Raw genomic sequence first — 17440 nt, 5'->3', positions numbered from 1 at the left:
CTGCTATAAGATATTATATAATAACCTTGATATGAATTAATATTATTTGTAATTTTGTTTAAAAATTTTACTTAAGACATATCTTAGGAGATAGAATGCTTGATCTGAAATTTATTAGAGATAACCTTGATCTTGTTAAGAGAAGTATTAAAGCAAGGGGTCTTGTTTTAGATATTGATAAGTTAATTTATCTTGATGATAAGAGAAAAAAAATAATTACCAAAATTGGCGAGCTTAATGCAAGAAGAAATGAAAATTCTTCTAAAATGCGAGAAAATCTTGATAAGGTTTTAAAAATCTCTTTAATAGAAACCGGAAAGATTTTAAAAAAACAGATTATTGATCTAGAAGAAGAGCTTGAAAGAGTATCTGTTGATTTTGACCTTGAAAATAAGCGAGTACCCAATATTTTGTCACCTGATGTGCCTATTGGTAGTAGTGAAGAAGATAATCTTGAAATAAAAAAAGTGGGAGTTGTTCCAAAGTTTGATTTTAAGCCAAAAGATCATTTAGAGCTTGGTAGAGATTTAGATCTTCTAGATTTTGACAGAGCACGTGAGATTAGCGGAAGTAAATTTTATTATCTTAAAAATGAAGCAGTTTTTTTAGAAATTGCTCTGATTAATTTCTCTTTAAATAAATTAAGAGAAAAAGGTTTTGATGTTTTTATTACTCCTGATGTTGCAAGAGAGTTTATAGTTGATGGAATTGGTTTTAATCCTCGTGGCAACGAAAGCAATATTTATAAGATTGAAGATACAGATAAATATCTTGTAGGGACTTCTGAAATTACGCTTGGTGGTTACTATTATAATAAAATAATAGATCTCACTTTACCAATAAGAATGGCAGGATTTTCACATTGTTTCCGAAAAGAAGCTGGAGCATATGGCCAGCTTTCAAAAGGTCTTTATAGAGTTCATCAGTTTAGCAAGGTGGAGATGTTTTGTTTTTGTAAAGCAGAAGAATCTGGGGTTATTCATGACGAATTTTTAAGCATTCAAGAGCAAATTTTTACTGAGCTTGAAATTCCTTATAGGGTTTTAAATATTTGTTCTTTTGATCTTGGTGCTCCAGCTTATAAAAAGTATGATATTGAAGCGTGGATGCCTGGAAGAGACGGGAAAGGTGGCTATGGGGAGGTTACCTCAACTTCAAATTGTACGGATTATCAATCAAGAAGGCTTAAGATTAGGTATAAAGATCAAGATGGGCAAAATAAATTTGCACACATGGTAAATGGAACAGCAATAGCTACAACAAGGGTTATTATTTCCATACTTGAAAACTTTCAGGATCAAAAGGGAGGAGTTAGAATTCCTAAAAGTTTGGTTAAGTATACAGGCTTTGATTATATTCCTTTTAAGAATTAGAATTTAGTATTTTTTCTGGCAATGTTTCTATAGCTTTTAGCAATATTTCATGTTTTTTTAAGTTTTTTGGAAATGGTGCTGTTAAATTTTGTCTAAATTTTTTAGCTCCTTCTTTAGAAAATACTATTCCCATAAGATGCTTGAATAATATATTTATCGACAAATAATTTTCGTATTCTTTAATGTATTCTACCATTTGCATCAATATGTCTTTTCTTGTAAGAATTTCATCAGTTTCGTTTAAAAATTCTCTTGAGGCATTTGCAATAAAGTATGGATTTTCAAACGCACTTCTTCCAATCATGACAGAATCAACAAAAGACAAGTGTTTTTTGATTTGCTCTGAGTTGTTGATTCCTCCATTTATCTCAATAAACAAATTTTTATTTTCTTTTTTCAAGTTATATACAAATTCATGTCTTAATTTTGGAATATTTCTATTATTTTTAGGAGAAAATCCTTTTAATATTGCAATCCTTGCATGTACAATAAAATTTTTGATACCAAAATCTGAGATTATTTTGACAAAGCTTTTTACTTCAGAATAACTTTCATTTTTATAATCACTATGTAAAGTCCTTATACCCAATCTATGTTTAATTGAAATAGGCTTATTTGTATTTTCTTTCATCGTTTTTAAAATTTCACCTACTTGATTAGCATCGCTCATTAGACAAGCTCCACAATTTGCATTTTGGATTTTTAGAGATGGGCATCCAACATTAAGATTGTATTCGTCAAAATTAAAGTGTTTTTCAAGAATTTGAATAGCTTTAAGGGCATCATTTTTGGAGTTTGTTGCTATTTGAATTGCAATTGGAGATTCTAAGGGGTTTTGCTTTACAATTTTTTTTACATCACCCATAATTATTGACTTTGCGGAAATCATTGGGGTGTATAATGTAACTTTTTTTGATAAAAGTCTTATTAAGTATCTGAAATGCTCGTCTGTAATGTTTACCATTGGAGCTATTGATATTTTACGATTCATTAACATTACATAATATGTTAGAATAAACGAGCTAATTTAACAATTATTTGTTCTTGTTTTTAGGAGGAATTGTTATATGTCTGGAAGAAAAGATTTATTTTTTTTAATACTTTTCTTATCATTATCAATTATAATTTCTTACAGAATAAAAAACGTTGGCATTAGAAATGGTGATTATGTTACGGTTAGGGGCATAAGCAAAAAAGAAATCTTTTTGGAATTTTTGATTTGGAATTTACAGTATAATGGTGATTCGGTTGATGACTATATTAAAGCAAATAATTTAAATTTATCTAAGATTAAAACTTTTTTATTAAATATGTATGTGTGTTTTTTTAATTGCTAAAACAATTGATGTTGAAAAAATGAAAACACTAGAAAAAAATATTATTGAGCTTTATAATCAAGGCTTGTTAATTAGCATTAATGTGGGTTTAAGATATTATTTTAATAAAATTAATGATATAAAGTCTGAAATGCTAGTAGTTTCGATCAAAAATTTTATTGTATATGCAAGGATTACTTCAACTATTTATTATTATTTAGATTAAATGTATTAAGGGAAATTAAATGGAGTTTTTATATTCTGATGAAGAGAATTATTTAAAAGATAGATTTTTTGATTTTTTTAATATGAATGTAGATAAAGATAAATATACAAGTATTGGAATTTGTGGTGGTCGAAGCATAGTTAGCTTTTTAAGTGTTTTTCTTAAACAAAATTTTTCTTTTAAAAGAGCGCATTTTTTTTTAGTTGATGAACGGTGTGTTCCATTAAATGATGAGAATAGTAATTATAATCTTTTAAATGAAAATTTTTTTTCTAAAATGGTTGATAAAAATTTAATAAGCATTTCCAAATTTCATGCTTTTGTTTATAACGAAATAGACGAAGCCACAGCTATTCATGACTATAATATTGAATTTAATTCTAGGTTTAATATTTTTGATTTTATTTTAGTTTCTGTTGGTGAGGATGGACACATAGCATCGCTTTTCCCTTCAAGAAAATTGTTGTTCTCAGATGTAGAAGGTTATCAGTATGAATACAATTCTCCTAAATTCCCTAGTAAAAGAATAAGTTTAACCCCCAAAACTTTGTTTAGTTCAAAAGCTGTTGTTTTGTTATTTATGGGTGTTGATAAAAAGCGTGCTTTAGAAAATTTTTTAGGTTCTAATAGCTCTATTAATGAATGTCCAGCCAGACTTTTCAAAGAGCATCCCAATTTACTGGTTCTTACAAACATTAAAAGAGATGAAAGTTATGCAGGATCCTAGGCTTTCCAAGTATAAAAATGCTAAAAATTTAAGCCAAAAAACTGTTGAAGAAATTGATACTTTAAGTTTAAATAAAAATTTTTCCGATTCAGAGATTCAAGGCTCTATGCTTAGATCTTGGATAAGCCTTATTAAGGGCAATAAAAACAAAGCATCTGTTGAGCCTAAATCCAACAATATTAATGATTTAAAGCCAGGATTTATTCGCAAAGAGAGCAAGGTCACAAAGATTGCAAAATATTTTTTGGCTATTGGACTTGAAAAATCTGCAAAGATTATGTCTGAGCTTGATGATTCAGATATAATCTTAATTACCAGAGAAATTTCAAAGATTAGTTATATTGCTCCAGAAGAAAAAGAGCATATTATTAAAGAATTTGAAGAGTTACTAAGAAATCAAAAAAGATATGTTAAGGTTGATGATAACTTTGCTTATGAGTTATTAAATAAAACGTTAGGAAAATCTAAAGCAAAATCAATTTATAAAAAAGTTACTGGTAATGATATTTTTATTCCTTTTGATTATTTATCTCAAATTGAGCATGAACAACTTTGGGCATTAATTAAGGATGAGAATATTAAAACGCTTGTTATATTATATAATTATTTAAATAAAGATCAAAAAAAGTATGTTTTTTCAATGCTAGAAGAGGAAGATAGAAAAAAATTTGTAAAAGATCTTGTCAAGCCAAGGCAATTAAGCATGGATACAATAGAGGCAATTTCGAATAAGCTTAAGGATAGATTTAAAATGCAGGGGAATCTTAAGACAGATAAACTTGATGGATCTAAGATACTTGTTGATATTTTAAGCTATATGGATTCTAATGAAGAGAAAAATTTGCTTAATAATATTAATATGCGGGATTTAAATCCTGTTATAGACAGTGAAATTCGAGAAAAAATATTTGATATCAATGTAATATTGAGAATTATGGATAATGACCTTCATAATATTTTAAGAGAGTTTACAGACAAAGAGATTGCAATTATTATTAAGGATAAGTCTGACGAGGTTAGAGATAAAATGCTTTCAAATGTTTCAAAAAGGCGTAAAGAAATTATTTTAGATGAAGAAGCTTTTTTAGGAAAAATAAGTAAAAAAGATTTAAAAACCATGACAACAGCTTTTGTTAATTATATTAAAAATTTAACTTTAAAAGGCGATTTAATAATATATAGAAAAAATGAGGAATTTATTTAATGACACTTAATAAGTTGCGTAAAAAATATATTGATTTTTTTAAATCAAAAAAACATTTTGAAATAATGGGTAAATCATTGGTTCCTGAAAATGATCCTACAGTTCTTTTTAATACAGCCGGCATGCAGCCTCTTATACCGTATCTTCTTGGGGAAGTGCACCCATCAGGAGATATGCTTGTTAATGTTCAAAAATGCCTAAGAACAGGTGACATTGATGAGGTTGGAGATTTAAGCCATTTAACTTTTTTTGAAATGCTTGGAAATTGGTCTCTTGGAGCTTATTTTAAAGAGCATTCTGTAAGGTGCAGTTTTGAATTTTTGACGTCTTCTGATTATTTAAATATTCCAAAAGATAGTCTTTACGTGAGTGTATTTGAAGGTGATCAAGAGATTCCGCGCGATACAGAGACTGCTAAAGTTTGGGAAAGTTTGGGTATTCCTAAAGATAGAATACATTATCTTTCTAAGGAGCATAATTTTTGGGGACCTGTTGGATCTAAAGGGCCTTGTGGACCAGATACCGAAATATATGTGGATACTGGAAAACCCAAGTGTTCTCTTGACTGTAATATTACGTGTTCTTGTGGTAAGTATTTTGAAATTTGGAACAATGTTTTTATGCAATACAATAAAGATGAAAATGGTAATTACATAGAATTGGGTCGAAAATGTGTTGATACGGGAATGGGTCTTGAGAGGACAATTGCTTTTTTGCAGGGCAAATCTTCAGTTTATGATACAGATGCATTTATGCCTATAATAAAGAGAATAGAAATTATTTCTGGTAAAATTTATGGACAAAAAGAAGATGATGATAGATATATTAGAATAATTTCTGATCATGTTAAAGCAGCTTGCTTTATTCTTGCTGATAGTTCTGTTGTTTTTCCTTCCAATTTGGGCCAAGGGTATGTTTTAAGAAGACTAATAAGGCGATCTATCAGATATGCAAAGAAGCTTGGAATAAAATCCCATTTTTTGGCTGATCTTGTTGATTCTGTAGAAACTATTTATGGATCTTTTTATAATGAGCTAACAGAAAAAAAAGATTTTATAAAAAAGGAATTAAGCACAGAAGAAGGAAAGTTTTTTAAAACTTTATCTCAAGGGGAGCAAGAATTTATCAAAGTAACAAGAAATTTGCCTTCTAAGACTATTCCTGGCGATATTGCTTTTAAATTATACGATACTTATGGTTTTCCATACGAAGTAACAGAAGAGCTTGCTCTTGAATATGGCTTTAATATTGATAAGTTGGGTTTTGATGAGCATTTTAAAAAGCATCAAAATACTTCAAAGAAAGGAGGTGACAAAGTCTTTAAAGGAGGGCTTGCTGATTATACTTATGAGACCACTAAGCTACATACAGCGACTCATTTGCTGCATAAGGCACTTCAATTAGTACTTGGTGATCATGTTAGACAAAAAGGAAGCAATATTACTGCTGAGCGATTAAGGTTTGATTTTGTTCATTCTGAAAAGATGACTGATGATGAGATAAAAAAAGTTGAAGAGATTGTTAATTTACAGATAAAAAATTCTTTGTCTGTAAAAAAAATTATAATGGAATTAAGCGAGGCTCGAGAAAAAGGCGCCATGGCTCTTTTTGGAGAAAAATATGACAATTTGGTGAGTGTTTATGAGATAGATGGATTTTCACTCGAAGTTTGTGGAGGCCCTCATGTAGAGAATACCAATGAACTTGGTACTTTTAAAATACAAAAAGAACAATCCTCATCTTCAGGTATAAGAAGAATAAAAGCTATTTTGATTGATGAGTAAAATTGTTTATTATTTGTTGATTTATTTTTAATAGGAGGCTTTTATGATAAAATCAATTTTAGATTATTTATTGACTTTGCATCCTGTATTATTAGGACTTTTAGGTTCTACTTTCACTTGGTTTACCACAGCTTTTGGAGCAGCAGCAGTTTTTTTCTTTAGAAAAGTGGATAATAAAATAATGGACGCTATGCTTGGTTTCTCAGCGGGTATTATGATAGCGGCCAGTTTTTTTTCGCTTATTCAGCCTGCTATAGAAAGAGCTGAAGAGCTTGGATACATTACTTGGGTGCCAGCTGTTTTTGGATTTCTTGTTGGAGCATTTTTTATATATATTGTAGATGTATTTGTTCCAGATCTTGATAAACTTACTTTTATTGATGAAGACTTAACCAAACATGGTAAAAAAGATTTTTTACTCTTTACTGCTGTTACTTTACATAATTTTCCAGAAGGATTAGCTGTTGGGGTTGCTTTTGGAGCTTTGGCATCTAATCCAGATATTCAAACTTTAGTTGGGGCTATGCTTCTTACGCTTGGTATTGGTATTCAAAATATTCCCGAAGGAGCAGCTATTTCTCTACCTTTAAGAAGAGGTAATGTTGCTTTAGCAAAATGCTTTAATTATGGTCAAATGTCAGGATTGGTAGAAATTGTAGGGGGTCTTATGGGTGCTTATGCGGTTTATTCTTTTACTCGAATTTTACCTTTTGCTTTGGCTTTCTCTGCAGGAGCGATGATTTATGTGTCAATTGAACAATTAATACCTGAAGCTAAGAGAAAAGATATTGACAATAAAGTGCCAAGTATATTTGGTGTTATTGGTTTTACATTAATGATGTTTCTTGATGTTTCACTAGGTTAAAATTATCCAAATTTTCCGCTGATATATTCTTCAGTTTTAGTATTTTTAGGATTGAAGAATAATTCATCAGTTGAACTTTCTTCTTCAATGCACCCATTAAGGAAAAATGCGGTTCTGTCAGATATTCTTCCGGCTTGTTGCATGTTGTGAGTTACAATGATTATTGTGTAACTTTCTTTTAAGTTTATTATTAGCTCTTCAATTTTGCCTGTTGATATTGGATCAAGAGCAGATGTGGGTTCATCCATTAGTATTACATTTGGTTCTATTGCAAGAGTTCTTGCAATACAGAGCCTTTGTTGTTGACCTCCTGAGAGACTTAAGGCATTTGTATTAAGTTTGTCTTTGACCTCGTTCCAGAGTGCAGATTTTTTTAGTGATTGTTCTACTATTTCGTCTAGTTTTTTTTTATCTTTTGTTCCGTGAATTTTTGGGCCATAGCTTATATTGTCATAGATAGACATTAAAAATGGGTTAGGTGTTTGGAATACCATTCCTATTTTTCTTCTAAGCTCCAGGATATCGAAATTATTTGAATAAATGTTTTTTCCTTCATATATTACATTGCCTTCTATTTTGATACCCTCAACAAGGTCATTCATTCTGTTGAGAGTTCTTAAGAATGTTGATTTGCCACAGCCAGATGGCCCTATTAAGGCGGTAATACTATTTTTTAGTATTTTCATATTTATTTTGTTTAAAGCTTTAAAATCCGTATAAAATAGATTTAGATTTTCCGTTTCTATTATAACTTCATTTTTTGGTGTATCTTTTTCTTTTATCACTTTATTTAATCCTATATAATTTGTTTATTAAAAATTTTGATGTTAAATTTACTATTAGTACCATAATAACAAGTATTGAGGCTGTTCCAAATCCTTTGTCCAGGTGTCCTTCTTGAAATAACATCAGTAAGTGTACAGTTAATGTTCTTGATGGTTCATTTAAATTTGTTGCAAGCCCCAAGTTTGTTCCCATTGTAAAAAGCAATACAGCCGTTTCTCCTAAGGCCCTTCCTATTGCAAGAACTACTCCTGTTAGTATTCCAGGAATAGCTGCTGGAACCATAACTTTAATTATAGTTTCTGTTTTGTTTGCCCCTAATGCGAATGAAGCATATTTGTATGATTTTGGGATTGTTTTAAATGCTTCTTCGGTTGTTTTAACAATCATTGGTAATATCATTAGGGAGCTTGTTATTGCTCCCGAGAGTATTCCTATTCCAAAAATTGGCACAAAAAAAATCAGTCCAAAAAGTCCAAAAATTATTGCAGGAATTGAGGAAAGAATGTCAACGCTCATAGATAGTATTTTGTAAAATATTTTACTGGAAGTGTATTCGGCAAGCATTACGCCAGTTCCTATTCCAATGTATATTGAAATAGCGGTTGTTAATAGTATTACGTAAAAAGTATTTAATATTAAGTAAGAGATTCCACCATATGCGCCAGAATCTCTTGGAATAGATAATATAAAATTTAAATTCAAAGGACTGCTTTTATCAAAATAATGCATTTTAATAAAGGGCGCTTTAAAATTTTGAAAATAATGCCAAGGTACAATTGCTAGTGCGCCTTCTGTTTTTTCTATAGCTTGTATTATATTTTCTTCTTGATCAAGATATTTTATTATTTTTAATTTAATATCCTTTGATATTAAATTGACCCATTTTTCTTTGCCTTTAATAAGTTTTTCAACTTCATCAATACCTAATGTATTGATGATTTCATTTTCATTTTTTGTTAAAGTTTTTTTACTTATTAAGACAGACATAGTTTTTATTTTTAAAGCTTTAATATTGGGATATAATTTAAAATCTAGGGATTCAAATTCTTCTTTTGTTAAATAACTTATAGAGCCTATTGTGTTGTTTATGGTTTGAAGTATTTTTTTGGTAGATGGTTCGATTTTTATGTATCTGTTATTAAATACATTGTTTTTAATTAATGTTTTTAGAATGGCTTTGTTAGATATGCTGTCAATCGAGCTTGCAATAGGTATAATATCAATTCCCTGATCTGAAATGCTTCCCCAATGTGAAATTTTATTGTTATATATGTTATAAATGTCTTCTATTGATATTTTTTCTGTATTGATATTTTTGTTAACAATAAAAGCAATTTGTATTTCTTTGTTGTCTTCTGTTTTAAATGGCACAAAGCTTTGAGTTTTGTTTAAAAATAAAGTTTGTTTTTTTTTGAAATAAAATAAAGAGTTGTACAATACATATGTTATTAGAAAAATTAATACCGATGTTAAAAAATATGCAATAAGATTGATTATAAAGAAATAGAGCTTGTTAATCAATTTATTTTTTTGAGTTTTTGTCACTTTTTCTTTAACCCTTTATTTGAAGATAGTATAAAATTTTTGAGTAAATTTGTAATTATTGAAAATAGCAATAATACTAGAGCTGTAGAAAAGAGAGCTTCTCTGTGAACACCTGAGGCATATCCCATGTCCATAGCAATGTTTACGGTTAGCGTTCTAATGGGAGAAAATACGTTTTTTATAAAAAGAGGAGAGCCTCCTCCAACCATTAATACTGCCACAGTTTCTCCAATAGCTCTTCCTATTGCCAATATTGTTCCTGCTAAAATACCTCGACTAGCTGATGGTATTATTATCTTGTATATTGTTTGCCAGTCTGTTGCCGCTAATGCAAGAGATGCAAATTTATATGATTTGGGAACGGCTTTAAGTGATGAATAACAAACGCTAATTATTGTGGGAACTATCATTATGCTTAATATGAGTGATGAGCTTATTAAATTGTATCCCAAATTGTCTTCTCTTTGAAAAATGTTTTTTACCAAAGCGGCAATAAATGTGCTTCCGAAAAATCCGTAAACCACACTAGGGATTCCTGCTAAAAGCTCTATTACTGTTTGTAAAAATTGTCTATAAAATCCTTTTGCTTTTTCAAGTAAATATATTGCAAATCCCAATCCAATTGGTAAAGCAATTAAAATAGAAAAAAGTGTAGTTAAAAAGGAATTAATAATGAATGCTAAGATGCCATAAGATTTTTGTAGATTACTAGTAGGATCCCAATTTGTGCTAAATAAAAAGTTTAAAACTTTAATTTTGTTGTTAATAAATGGAGTTAATCCAGTTTTTAATATAAACAAACCTAAAAACAATATTGATAGGGAACTAATTATTGCAGATATAAGAATAAAAGATTTGAAAATAATTTCAATTATTTTTCTTTTTGTCTTTAAGCTTAGATGCATTTTTTAAAAAAATCCCTTAAAGCTCATATCAGTGTTAAATTGTATTGCTTGACTTAATATTAAGTCAAGTTTTTTTTCCTTTAATTTAATTATGTTTTTATCCCTAAAAAACCTTGTTCTTCAACAATATCTTGTCCGATTGAACTTGTCATGAAATCAATAAATTGAGTTGCGTTTTTATCTTCGTACTTATTATTTGTAACTATTATTAAATTTCTTTTAATGGTGTATTTATTGCTATTTATTGTTTCTTTTGTAGGGTATGTGCTGTTGACAGAAAGAATATTTAAACCCTTTTCTATTGAATTTTTTGCATATCCAAGACCTATATATCCTATTGAGTGCGGAGTAAAGCTTGTTTTTTCAATTACCTCTCCATTGGATTTTACTACTATTCCGTCTTGTCTAAATTGAGCTTTTTCTTGAGTTTTAAATATTTTATTAAGAAGTAGATCTTTTATAGACGAATAAGAACCAGAAGAAGAGTCTCGATTAATAAAGTTGATTTTAGCATCAGGACCTCCCACTTGTTTCCAATTTTGAATTTCTCCATTTAGTATTTTGGCCAGATTTTCTTCTGTAATATTTGTAATTTTTATTTCAGGGCTTGTAATAAAAATTAAAGCATCATAAGCGAATACAGTTTCTTTTGCCCCTTGTTCAATTTCTTCTTTAGTTAAATCTCTTGATGATATTGCTATTTTATATATTTTGTTAAATAGCCCGTTTATGCCAACACTACTTCCTTGTGCATCGTATGTTACTTTAGTATTATTGTTTATTTTATTATATCTTAAAATCATTTCGTCTAGTATTGGGCTTACAGTTGTAGATCCCCCAATTGATACAATTTTTTCATTGTCTTGATTTTTACAGTTGTATAATAAACTTGTTGATAGCATAAAAATTAAGATAATAATTTTTTCCATCAAGTAAACTCCTTTGTTTAAGTATATAATAGCATTAATTTAAAATAAGTCAATTGTAAATTAACTTTATTGATTAAGTTATAATTGGGGAATAATAGCAAATATTTTAATTTTTTGGTATAAATTACTACTAGATTTGTATGTTAAGTTTTGCGAGGTATTTAAATGGCAGTAGTGAAATCTAGTGAGATTGAAAAAGGTTCTTTTTTACTTATTAAAGGGGTCCCACATATTGTTCTTGAGCGAGAATTTTCAAAAACAGGCAGGGGAGGGGCAATAGTAAGGTTAAAGCTTAAGAACTTAAAAAACAAACTTGTCATTAGAGAAACTTTAAAAGGGGCAGATACCGCAGAAGCTATTGAAATTTATGAGGTTAGTGCCCAGTATTTATATAAAGATAAAGACGTTTTAGTTTTTATGGATTTAGAATCTTATGATCAAGTGAGTTTGGACTTAAAAGAGAATGCTAATTTACAAGATAAAGTGCCTTTTTTGCAGGAGTCTGAAATCTATTCTCTTATAACTTTTGACAATGTGGTTATTGATATTAAGCTGGCTCCAAAGATTGCTTTTGAAGTTGTAGAGGTTGAGGCGGCTGTTAAAGGCGACACTGTAACAAATGCAATGAAAAATATTACTCTTAATACAGGGCTTGTAGTAAAAGCTCCACTTTTTATTAACGTTGGAGATAAGGTTTTAGTTAATTCTGAAACTAAAGAGTATGCAGAGCGGATTAAAAGTTAAATTAATATTGTTTTTTTGTTGCTTTGCTTGTTCTTGCGAAATAAATTATCCGGAAATAAAAGAGCTTGATTATAAGATAAATTATTATTTTACTGAGAATCGTTTAGATTACTTTATGAGTTTTGATTTTGCAATTAAAGTTCTAAATCCAAAAGATGTTTTTAAATTATCAATAGAGAACAAGGATACCAGTGAGTTTATTCAAGTGATTAATAATAATTATAGCTCTTTTTTTATTGATTCTAGTCTTGGAAAAGATATTCTATATTGTAGGGATTTGAGATTTAATTTTTTTGATAAAACTTTTGAAGATTTTACTTCATGTGTTCGCCTTTTTGATAAGGGTATGAGAGTTTATAGTAGAGAATTTATTATTTCTTTGGACATGTCAAAATATGATTTAGATGATGTTCACAATTATGTATATAAGTCTAAAGATATGGCAATGTTAAACAAGTTAAGCAATTCCAAAGTATTTTTTGTTAAAACTTATAAAGACAAACTACATTCTATCTCTTCAGTTGTTAGAATTGATTCAATAGAGACCCTGGAGATTGATAAAACATTTGATAATTATATAAGTTTTTATTATGTAGAAAAAAATTCAAATCTTTTTTTTAAAGTTGGTTGAAAAGATCAAAATGGGCCCACCAGGACTTGAACCTGGGACCTACCGATTATGAGTCGGGTGCTCTAACCAACTGAGCTATGGGCCCTTAGCTTTAATTTATTATATTTATTTTTTATTCATTGTCAAGTTCATTTTGAATAATTTCTATTTTAGAAGCTAATGCGTCTAATTTGTTATTAATTTTATCTTTTTCTTTTGTTAGGATTTGCATCTTTTGTTGAATGTTTTTTATTTCTTCCTGTTTTGTTATTTTTATTAAATCATTATTTAAGTTTAATATTTTTTGGTCTGTTTTTTCAATTTTTTGGATTACTGAGCTAATTGCATTAGTTTTTGCTATCATTTTATCTTTTTTTGTGGTTTCAATAAATTCTTCAGCAATTTTTTTTAAAATATTTTCTTTGTTTTTTGTAATAACATTGATTTCATTTTTTATTTTATTCTTTTTATATATTTTTTCTTTTTTGCTTGTAGATATTATTTCTTTTATTTCTTCTTTTATGTTTTTTATATTTGTTTTGATTTCATTTATTATTTTAAATTCTTTAACAATTACATTGTTTAATTTTTTGTTTAATGAAAATTCATTTATTATGCTTTCAAAGTTTTCAGAAGGGTAATATTTTGTGAATACCCGCTTTTCAAATTCTTTTGATATTTTATGTATATTTATAATATTGATAATATTGTTTATTACTGAATTAATCCTAAGTATTATTCTTTGTAAATAATTTTTTGTTTTATGATCACTTACTAATTCTATTTTTTTATATTTTTCAAGTTTCAATTTAGAAAAATTCATATTGTACTTTGATATTAATTCTAGATTTTGAGGATAAATTTTGATTATTGTTTTAGCAATTTCTTTAAGGTTTTTTTTATATGATTTACTAGTAGATTTATATTCTTTTTTAAAAATATAAATTTTTTTGTTTAAATTTTTTAATATGTTTTCATTTTCTTCTGATTTGCTTAAATTGCTTTTCATTTGGTACAATTCTTTTTCTACTGATTTTAAATTGGGATAGTGGTTTAAATTTTTTAATTCTACTATATTAGTATTTTTTAATATTTTTCCAAGTTCAATTAAATTTTTGTCTTTTTCTATCTTTAATAAGTTAATTTCTGATTTGATTTTTTTTATCATGGGAACTCTGGCTTTATTTTATGCTCTGTCAACTTTTTTTTCAAGCTCAAATTTAGATATTTTGTAATAAATTTTTCGTCCATGAGGACAATGTTTGATTTCTAGTTTAAAAAATTCATTTATTAAAAATTTGCTAAATTCAGCGCTTAATATGTCATTGGTTTTAACAGCCTTTCTGCAAGCAATAGTTGCGTATAAGTCAGATTCAAGAGAATTTATTGTCCTGCTTCTTCTTGATTGAAAAAAGTTAATAAGGGTATTTTCATATTGACTACAAATATTAGGAATAGATTCAAGTTGATATTTTTTAGAGCCTATTTTAGAGATTATAATGTTCATTTGTTTGTATTCTTCAATTTCGCTATCTATAATTTCTTCTATGTTTTTATCAACTACTGTGAATTCAATTGGTATTAGAAGTTTTTGAACAGTTTTTTTTGAATTTCTAAGTTTTTCATATATTATTTTTTCGTGAACTGCGTGTTGGTCTATAAAGTAAACCTCATTTATTTTTTCAACGATTAAAAATTCAGAGAATATTTGTCCAATATAGTTGAATTTTATTTCTTCTTTTTCATTTTTATTTTGAGGTTCTTCAAAATCTAAAAAGTTGTCAGAGAAAATGTTTTCAATGTTTTCCTTAAGTGTTGGTCTATTTTGTATAATTGAGTTGTATCTTCTAAGGTCAATATTGCTTTGTGTTATGTTTTTGTTTGGCTCGTTTACATTATCTTCTGTTGTTTCTAAATTATAGTTTTGTGGTATATCATATGTGTTAGTTTTATTAAAGTTTTCTGGTTGGTTTATCATTTCTATTAAATGATCATCTTCTGTTAATTGTCTTTTTATTATTATGTCTTGGTAGTTATTTATGTTTTTATCAAAAAAATTATTAATATTATCAGATATTAGTTTAAATAAAAATGGAAGATTGTAAAATCTTACTTCTTTTTTTTGAGGGTGGACATTAAAGTCAATATATTCAGGGTTTATTTCTAAAAATAAATAACATACTGGGAAGTTGCCAGGAGAAAGTATTCTGCTATGTCCATTAGTTATTGCTTCTAAGAGATCTTTTTGATCTATAGGTCTTCTGTTGACAAATGTTTTAATATGTCTTTTACTTTTTTTAGAAAAGTTATCTGGTGCTAAAAATATTTCTATTTTTATATTGTCATGTTCTTTTTTTAAGACCCTAAATTTATTATTTTCTATTACATTTCCATATACATTTTGAACCCTGTCAATTAACGATTCTTTAAAATAAATTTTTCTTAGCTTTTGATTTAAATTAATTTCGAAATTGATTTCGGGGTGGGTTATTATTTTTTCTTCTAAAACTTTTAGACACATTTTTGTTTCAATGGGTTCTTGCTTTAAGAATCTTTTTCTTGCTGGGAAGTTGTGAAATATTTTTGTGACATCCACTATTGTTCCGTTTATGGCAGGTTGTTTTTTAAAGCATTTTTCAATTCCATTTTCTACTTCTATTTGATAGCTTTCATTATTGGTTGTTGAGCTTGTTATTGAAATGTTGGAGCAAATTGCAATACTAGAGAGAGCTTCTCCTCTAAATCCTAGAGTTTCTATTTTTCTTAAATCTTCTTCTGATGATATTTTTGAAGTAGTATGTGGTAGATAGCAGATTTTTAAATCTTCTTTACTTATTCCGCTTCCATTATCTATTATTAAGATTTTGTGAATTCCCCCTTCTTCAAGAAAGACTTCAATTTTGGTAGCTCCAGAATCTATTGAATTGTCTAGCAATTCTCTTAATATTGAACATGGTCTGTCTATTGATTCTCCTGCTGCTATTTTTTGAACCAAGTATTTATCTAAGAATCTTATTTTGTTCATTGAAATTTATATTCCTATTATTTTTTTAATATTTTCATTTTTTTTGTAATTTGGAAATTTTTTTACAAGTTCTCTTAATGTTTGATCATTGTTATTCTCATTATATTCTATTATTCCTAGTGCATGTAATGCTTCTGGATTGTTTGGTTTTAATTTTGTATATTCTCTTAGAAGGTCTTTAGCCCTTGTGTTATCATTAATTTCAATTAGAGTGGTTGCAAGATTATATTTTGCTTCAATATCTGAATTGATTATTGCTTTTTCAAAAATTTCTATTGCTTTTTTATAATTTTTTTCTTTTTTGTAAAGTATTCCAAGATTATTTAAGGCTAATTTATTATTTTTGTTTATTATCTTTTCAAGAGTTGAGATTGCTTGACTCTTATTTCCTGATTTTTCGTATGCTTTTGCTAGGTTTATATAGGCTGAAGTATTTTCAGGGTTTTTTTCAATTACCAAGTTGTAAAGTGATATGGCATTTTGGTAGTTTCCTTTTTTAAGATTTATAGATGCTTTTAAATATAAATATTCACTTTTTTCTGGATTTAAATCGATGGCTTTGTTTATTGTTTCAAGAGATTCTTCAAGTTTATTGTTCTCAAATTTTGCTATTGATAGGTTGTAAATAGCAATTTCGTTAGGTTTTTTTGCATTGTTATTAAAAAAATTTAAATATTCTTCACTTTGTTTGAAGTTGCCCAAGTTATTTGATATTATTCCAGCTTTTAATGCATAATTAGGTTTTTTGTCGAGGTTGTAGGCATTTTTAAAGCTTGCAAATGCTTGTTGTATATTGCCATTTTTTTCCTCTGCTATTCCTTTTTGGTAGTAGGCAGTGCCATAATTTTTATCAATTTGTATTGCTTTCTCAAAAGATTCTATTGCTTTTTTGTTTTTATTTAGCATCATTAAAGCTATTCCTTTGTTATTATGTGCTTTTTTATGTTTTGGGTCGAGCTTTATTGTTTGATCAAATGATGCTATTGAGTGTTCATACTTTTTAAGCTTAAATCTAATAATTCCAAGTTTATAGTGATCTTCTTGGGCATTTTTGAGTTTGGTAATTTTTTCGTATACATTTTCTGCTTTTAGTAAATCTCCATTGCTTTCATAAGCTTGAGCTAAAGTTTTAGAGGCGTGGGCGTCATTGGGATTGTTTTTCAAGAATTCGTTTAGATCTTTAATGGCTTGTTGACGTGTTTTTGGGTTTTCAAGATCAATAGGCTTTATTGAATAAACCTTAGATTTAAGATCTTCCAGTTGCTGCATTTTATTAGCTTGAGCTAAAGTTTTAGAGGCGTGGGCATCATTGGGATTGTTTTTCAAGAATTCGTTTAGATCTTTAATGGCTTGTTGACGTGTTTTTGAGTTTTCAAGATCAATAGGCTTTATTGAATAAAC

General features: G+C 28.2%; 17 protein-coding genes and 1 tRNA gene. 9 read left to right on the top strand and 9 right to left on the bottom strand.

The window, feature by feature from the left end:
• Nucleotides 1-95: 95 nt before the first annotated feature.
• Complete coding sequence (serS, locus tag HNQ06_RS02285) at nucleotides 96-1373, top strand: serine--tRNA ligase (protein WP_184107348.1); 1278 nt, start codon at nucleotides 96-98, stop codon at nucleotides 1371-1373.
• On the opposite strand, the gene dusA is transcribed toward serS, so the two are convergent.
• Nucleotides 1363-2370: a tRNA dihydrouridine(20/20a) synthase DusA gene (dusA, locus tag HNQ06_RS02280; RefSeq protein WP_184107347.1), complete on the bottom strand. Its 1008-nt coding sequence runs from the start codon at nucleotides 2368-2370 to the stop codon at nucleotides 1363-1365. The genes serS and dusA overlap by 11 nt on opposite strands.
• 70 nt (nucleotides 2371-2440) lie before the next feature.
• Here dusA and HNQ06_RS02275 point away from each other — a divergent pair, with 70 nt between their 5' ends.
• The 6 genes from HNQ06_RS02275 to HNQ06_RS02250 are packed head-to-tail and all read left to right on the top strand — an operon-like array spanning nucleotide 2441 to nucleotide 7495.
• Nucleotides 2441-2710 carry an SIMPL domain-containing protein gene (locus tag HNQ06_RS02275; RefSeq protein ID WP_184107346.1) on the top strand — a complete coding sequence of 90 codons (270 nt, stop codon included), beginning with the start codon at nucleotides 2441-2443 and terminating at the stop codon, nucleotides 2708-2710.
• A gap of 19 nt (nucleotides 2711-2729) precedes the next feature.
• Complete coding sequence (locus tag HNQ06_RS02270; RefSeq protein WP_184107345.1) at nucleotides 2730-2915, top strand: hypothetical protein; 186 nt, start codon at nucleotides 2730-2732, stop codon at nucleotides 2913-2915.
• Nucleotides 2916-2934: 19 nt separating this feature from the next.
• Nucleotides 2935-3642 carry a 6-phosphogluconolactonase gene (gene pgl, locus HNQ06_RS02265; RefSeq protein WP_184107344.1) on the top strand — a complete coding sequence of 236 codons (708 nt, stop codon included), beginning with the start codon at nucleotides 2935-2937 and terminating at the stop codon, nucleotides 3640-3642.
• Complete coding sequence (locus HNQ06_RS02260; protein ID WP_184107343.1) at nucleotides 3629-4846, top strand: flagellar motor switch protein FliG; 1218 nt, start codon at nucleotides 3629-3631, stop codon at nucleotides 4844-4846. Before pgl ends, HNQ06_RS02260 begins: the two co-directional genes overlap by 14 nt.
• On the top strand, nucleotides 4846-6630 hold the full coding sequence (locus HNQ06_RS02255) for an alanine--tRNA ligase (protein WP_184107342.1): 1785 nt from the start codon (nucleotides 4846-4848) through the stop codon (nucleotides 6628-6630). Before HNQ06_RS02260 ends, HNQ06_RS02255 begins: the two co-directional genes overlap by 1 nt.
• A 43-nt stretch (nucleotides 6631-6673) precedes the next feature.
• The gene (locus HNQ06_RS02250) at nucleotides 6674-7495 is read left to right on the top strand and encodes a ZIP family metal transporter (RefSeq protein ID WP_002556818.1); all 822 of its coding nucleotides are present in this window, start codon (nucleotides 6674-6676) and stop codon (nucleotides 7493-7495) included.
• A gap of 2 nt (nucleotides 7496-7497) precedes the next feature.
• Here HNQ06_RS02250 and pstB read toward each other — a convergent pair whose 3' ends face one another.
• The 4 genes from pstB to HNQ06_RS02230 all read right to left on the bottom strand — a co-directional run bounded on the left by pstB (nucleotide 7498) and on the right by HNQ06_RS02230 (nucleotide 11660).
• Complete coding sequence (pstB, locus tag HNQ06_RS02245; protein ID WP_184107341.1) at nucleotides 7498-8280, bottom strand: phosphate ABC transporter ATP-binding protein PstB; 783 nt, start codon at nucleotides 8278-8280, stop codon at nucleotides 7498-7500.
• 1 nt (nucleotide 8281) lies between these two features.
• Nucleotides 8282-9718 carry a phosphate ABC transporter permease PstA gene (gene pstA / locus HNQ06_RS02240; protein ID WP_184107510.1) on the bottom strand — a complete coding sequence of 479 codons (1437 nt, stop codon included), beginning with the start codon at nucleotides 9716-9718 and terminating at the stop codon, nucleotides 8282-8284.
• Nucleotides 9719-9822: 104 nt separating this feature from the next.
• Nucleotides 9823-10731 carry a phosphate ABC transporter permease subunit PstC gene (gene pstC, locus HNQ06_RS02235; RefSeq protein ID WP_184107340.1) on the bottom strand — a complete coding sequence of 303 codons (909 nt, stop codon included), beginning with the start codon at nucleotides 10729-10731 and terminating at the stop codon, nucleotides 9823-9825.
• An 89-nt stretch (nucleotides 10732-10820) separates the two neighbouring features.
• Nucleotides 10821-11660, bottom strand: coding sequence for an extracellular solute-binding protein (locus tag HNQ06_RS02230; protein ID WP_184107339.1), 840 nt, complete (start codon nucleotides 11658-11660; stop codon nucleotides 10821-10823).
• Nucleotides 11661-11825: 165 nt separating this feature from the next.
• Between HNQ06_RS02230 and efp the strand changes: the two genes are divergently transcribed.
• Nucleotides 11826-12404: an elongation factor P gene (gene efp / locus HNQ06_RS02225; protein WP_184107338.1), complete on the top strand. Its 579-nt coding sequence runs from the start codon at nucleotides 11826-11828 to the stop codon at nucleotides 12402-12404.
• Nucleotides 12382-13035, top strand: a complete 654-nt coding sequence (locus tag HNQ06_RS02220; RefSeq protein WP_184107337.1) for a hypothetical protein — start codon at nucleotides 12382-12384, stop codon at nucleotides 13033-13035. The genes efp and HNQ06_RS02220 overlap by 23 nt, the downstream gene beginning before the upstream one ends.
• 11 nt (nucleotides 13036-13046) lie before the next feature.
• Here the strand turns inward: HNQ06_RS02220 and HNQ06_RS02215 are convergent.
• The 4 genes from HNQ06_RS02215 to HNQ06_RS02200 all read right to left on the bottom strand — a co-directional run.
• Nucleotides 13047-13120, bottom strand: a tRNA-Ile gene (locus HNQ06_RS02215).
• 27 nt (nucleotides 13121-13147) lie between these two features.
• Nucleotides 13148-14182, bottom strand: a complete 1035-nt coding sequence (locus HNQ06_RS02210; protein WP_184107336.1) for a coiled-coil domain-containing protein — start codon at nucleotides 14180-14182, stop codon at nucleotides 13148-13150.
• 18 nt (nucleotides 14183-14200) lie between these two features.
• On the bottom strand, nucleotides 14201-16039 hold the full coding sequence (mutL, locus tag HNQ06_RS02205) for a DNA mismatch repair endonuclease MutL (protein ID WP_184107335.1): 1839 nt from the start codon (nucleotides 16037-16039) through the stop codon (nucleotides 14201-14203).
• Nucleotides 16040-16045: 6 nt separating this feature from the next.
• A partial coding sequence (locus HNQ06_RS02200) for a tetratricopeptide repeat protein (RefSeq protein WP_184107334.1) occupies nucleotides 16046-17440 on the bottom strand: 1395 nt, incomplete at its 5' end.

Origin of the sequence: Borreliella lanei, from assembly GCF_014205895.1 — a bacterium.
Taxonomy (GTDB): domain Bacteria; phylum Spirochaetota; class Spirochaetia; order Borreliales; family Borreliaceae; genus Borreliella; species Borreliella lanei.
Note: the sequence above shows the minus strand (reverse complement) of the source record. Positions and strands in the feature narration are given on the sequence as shown.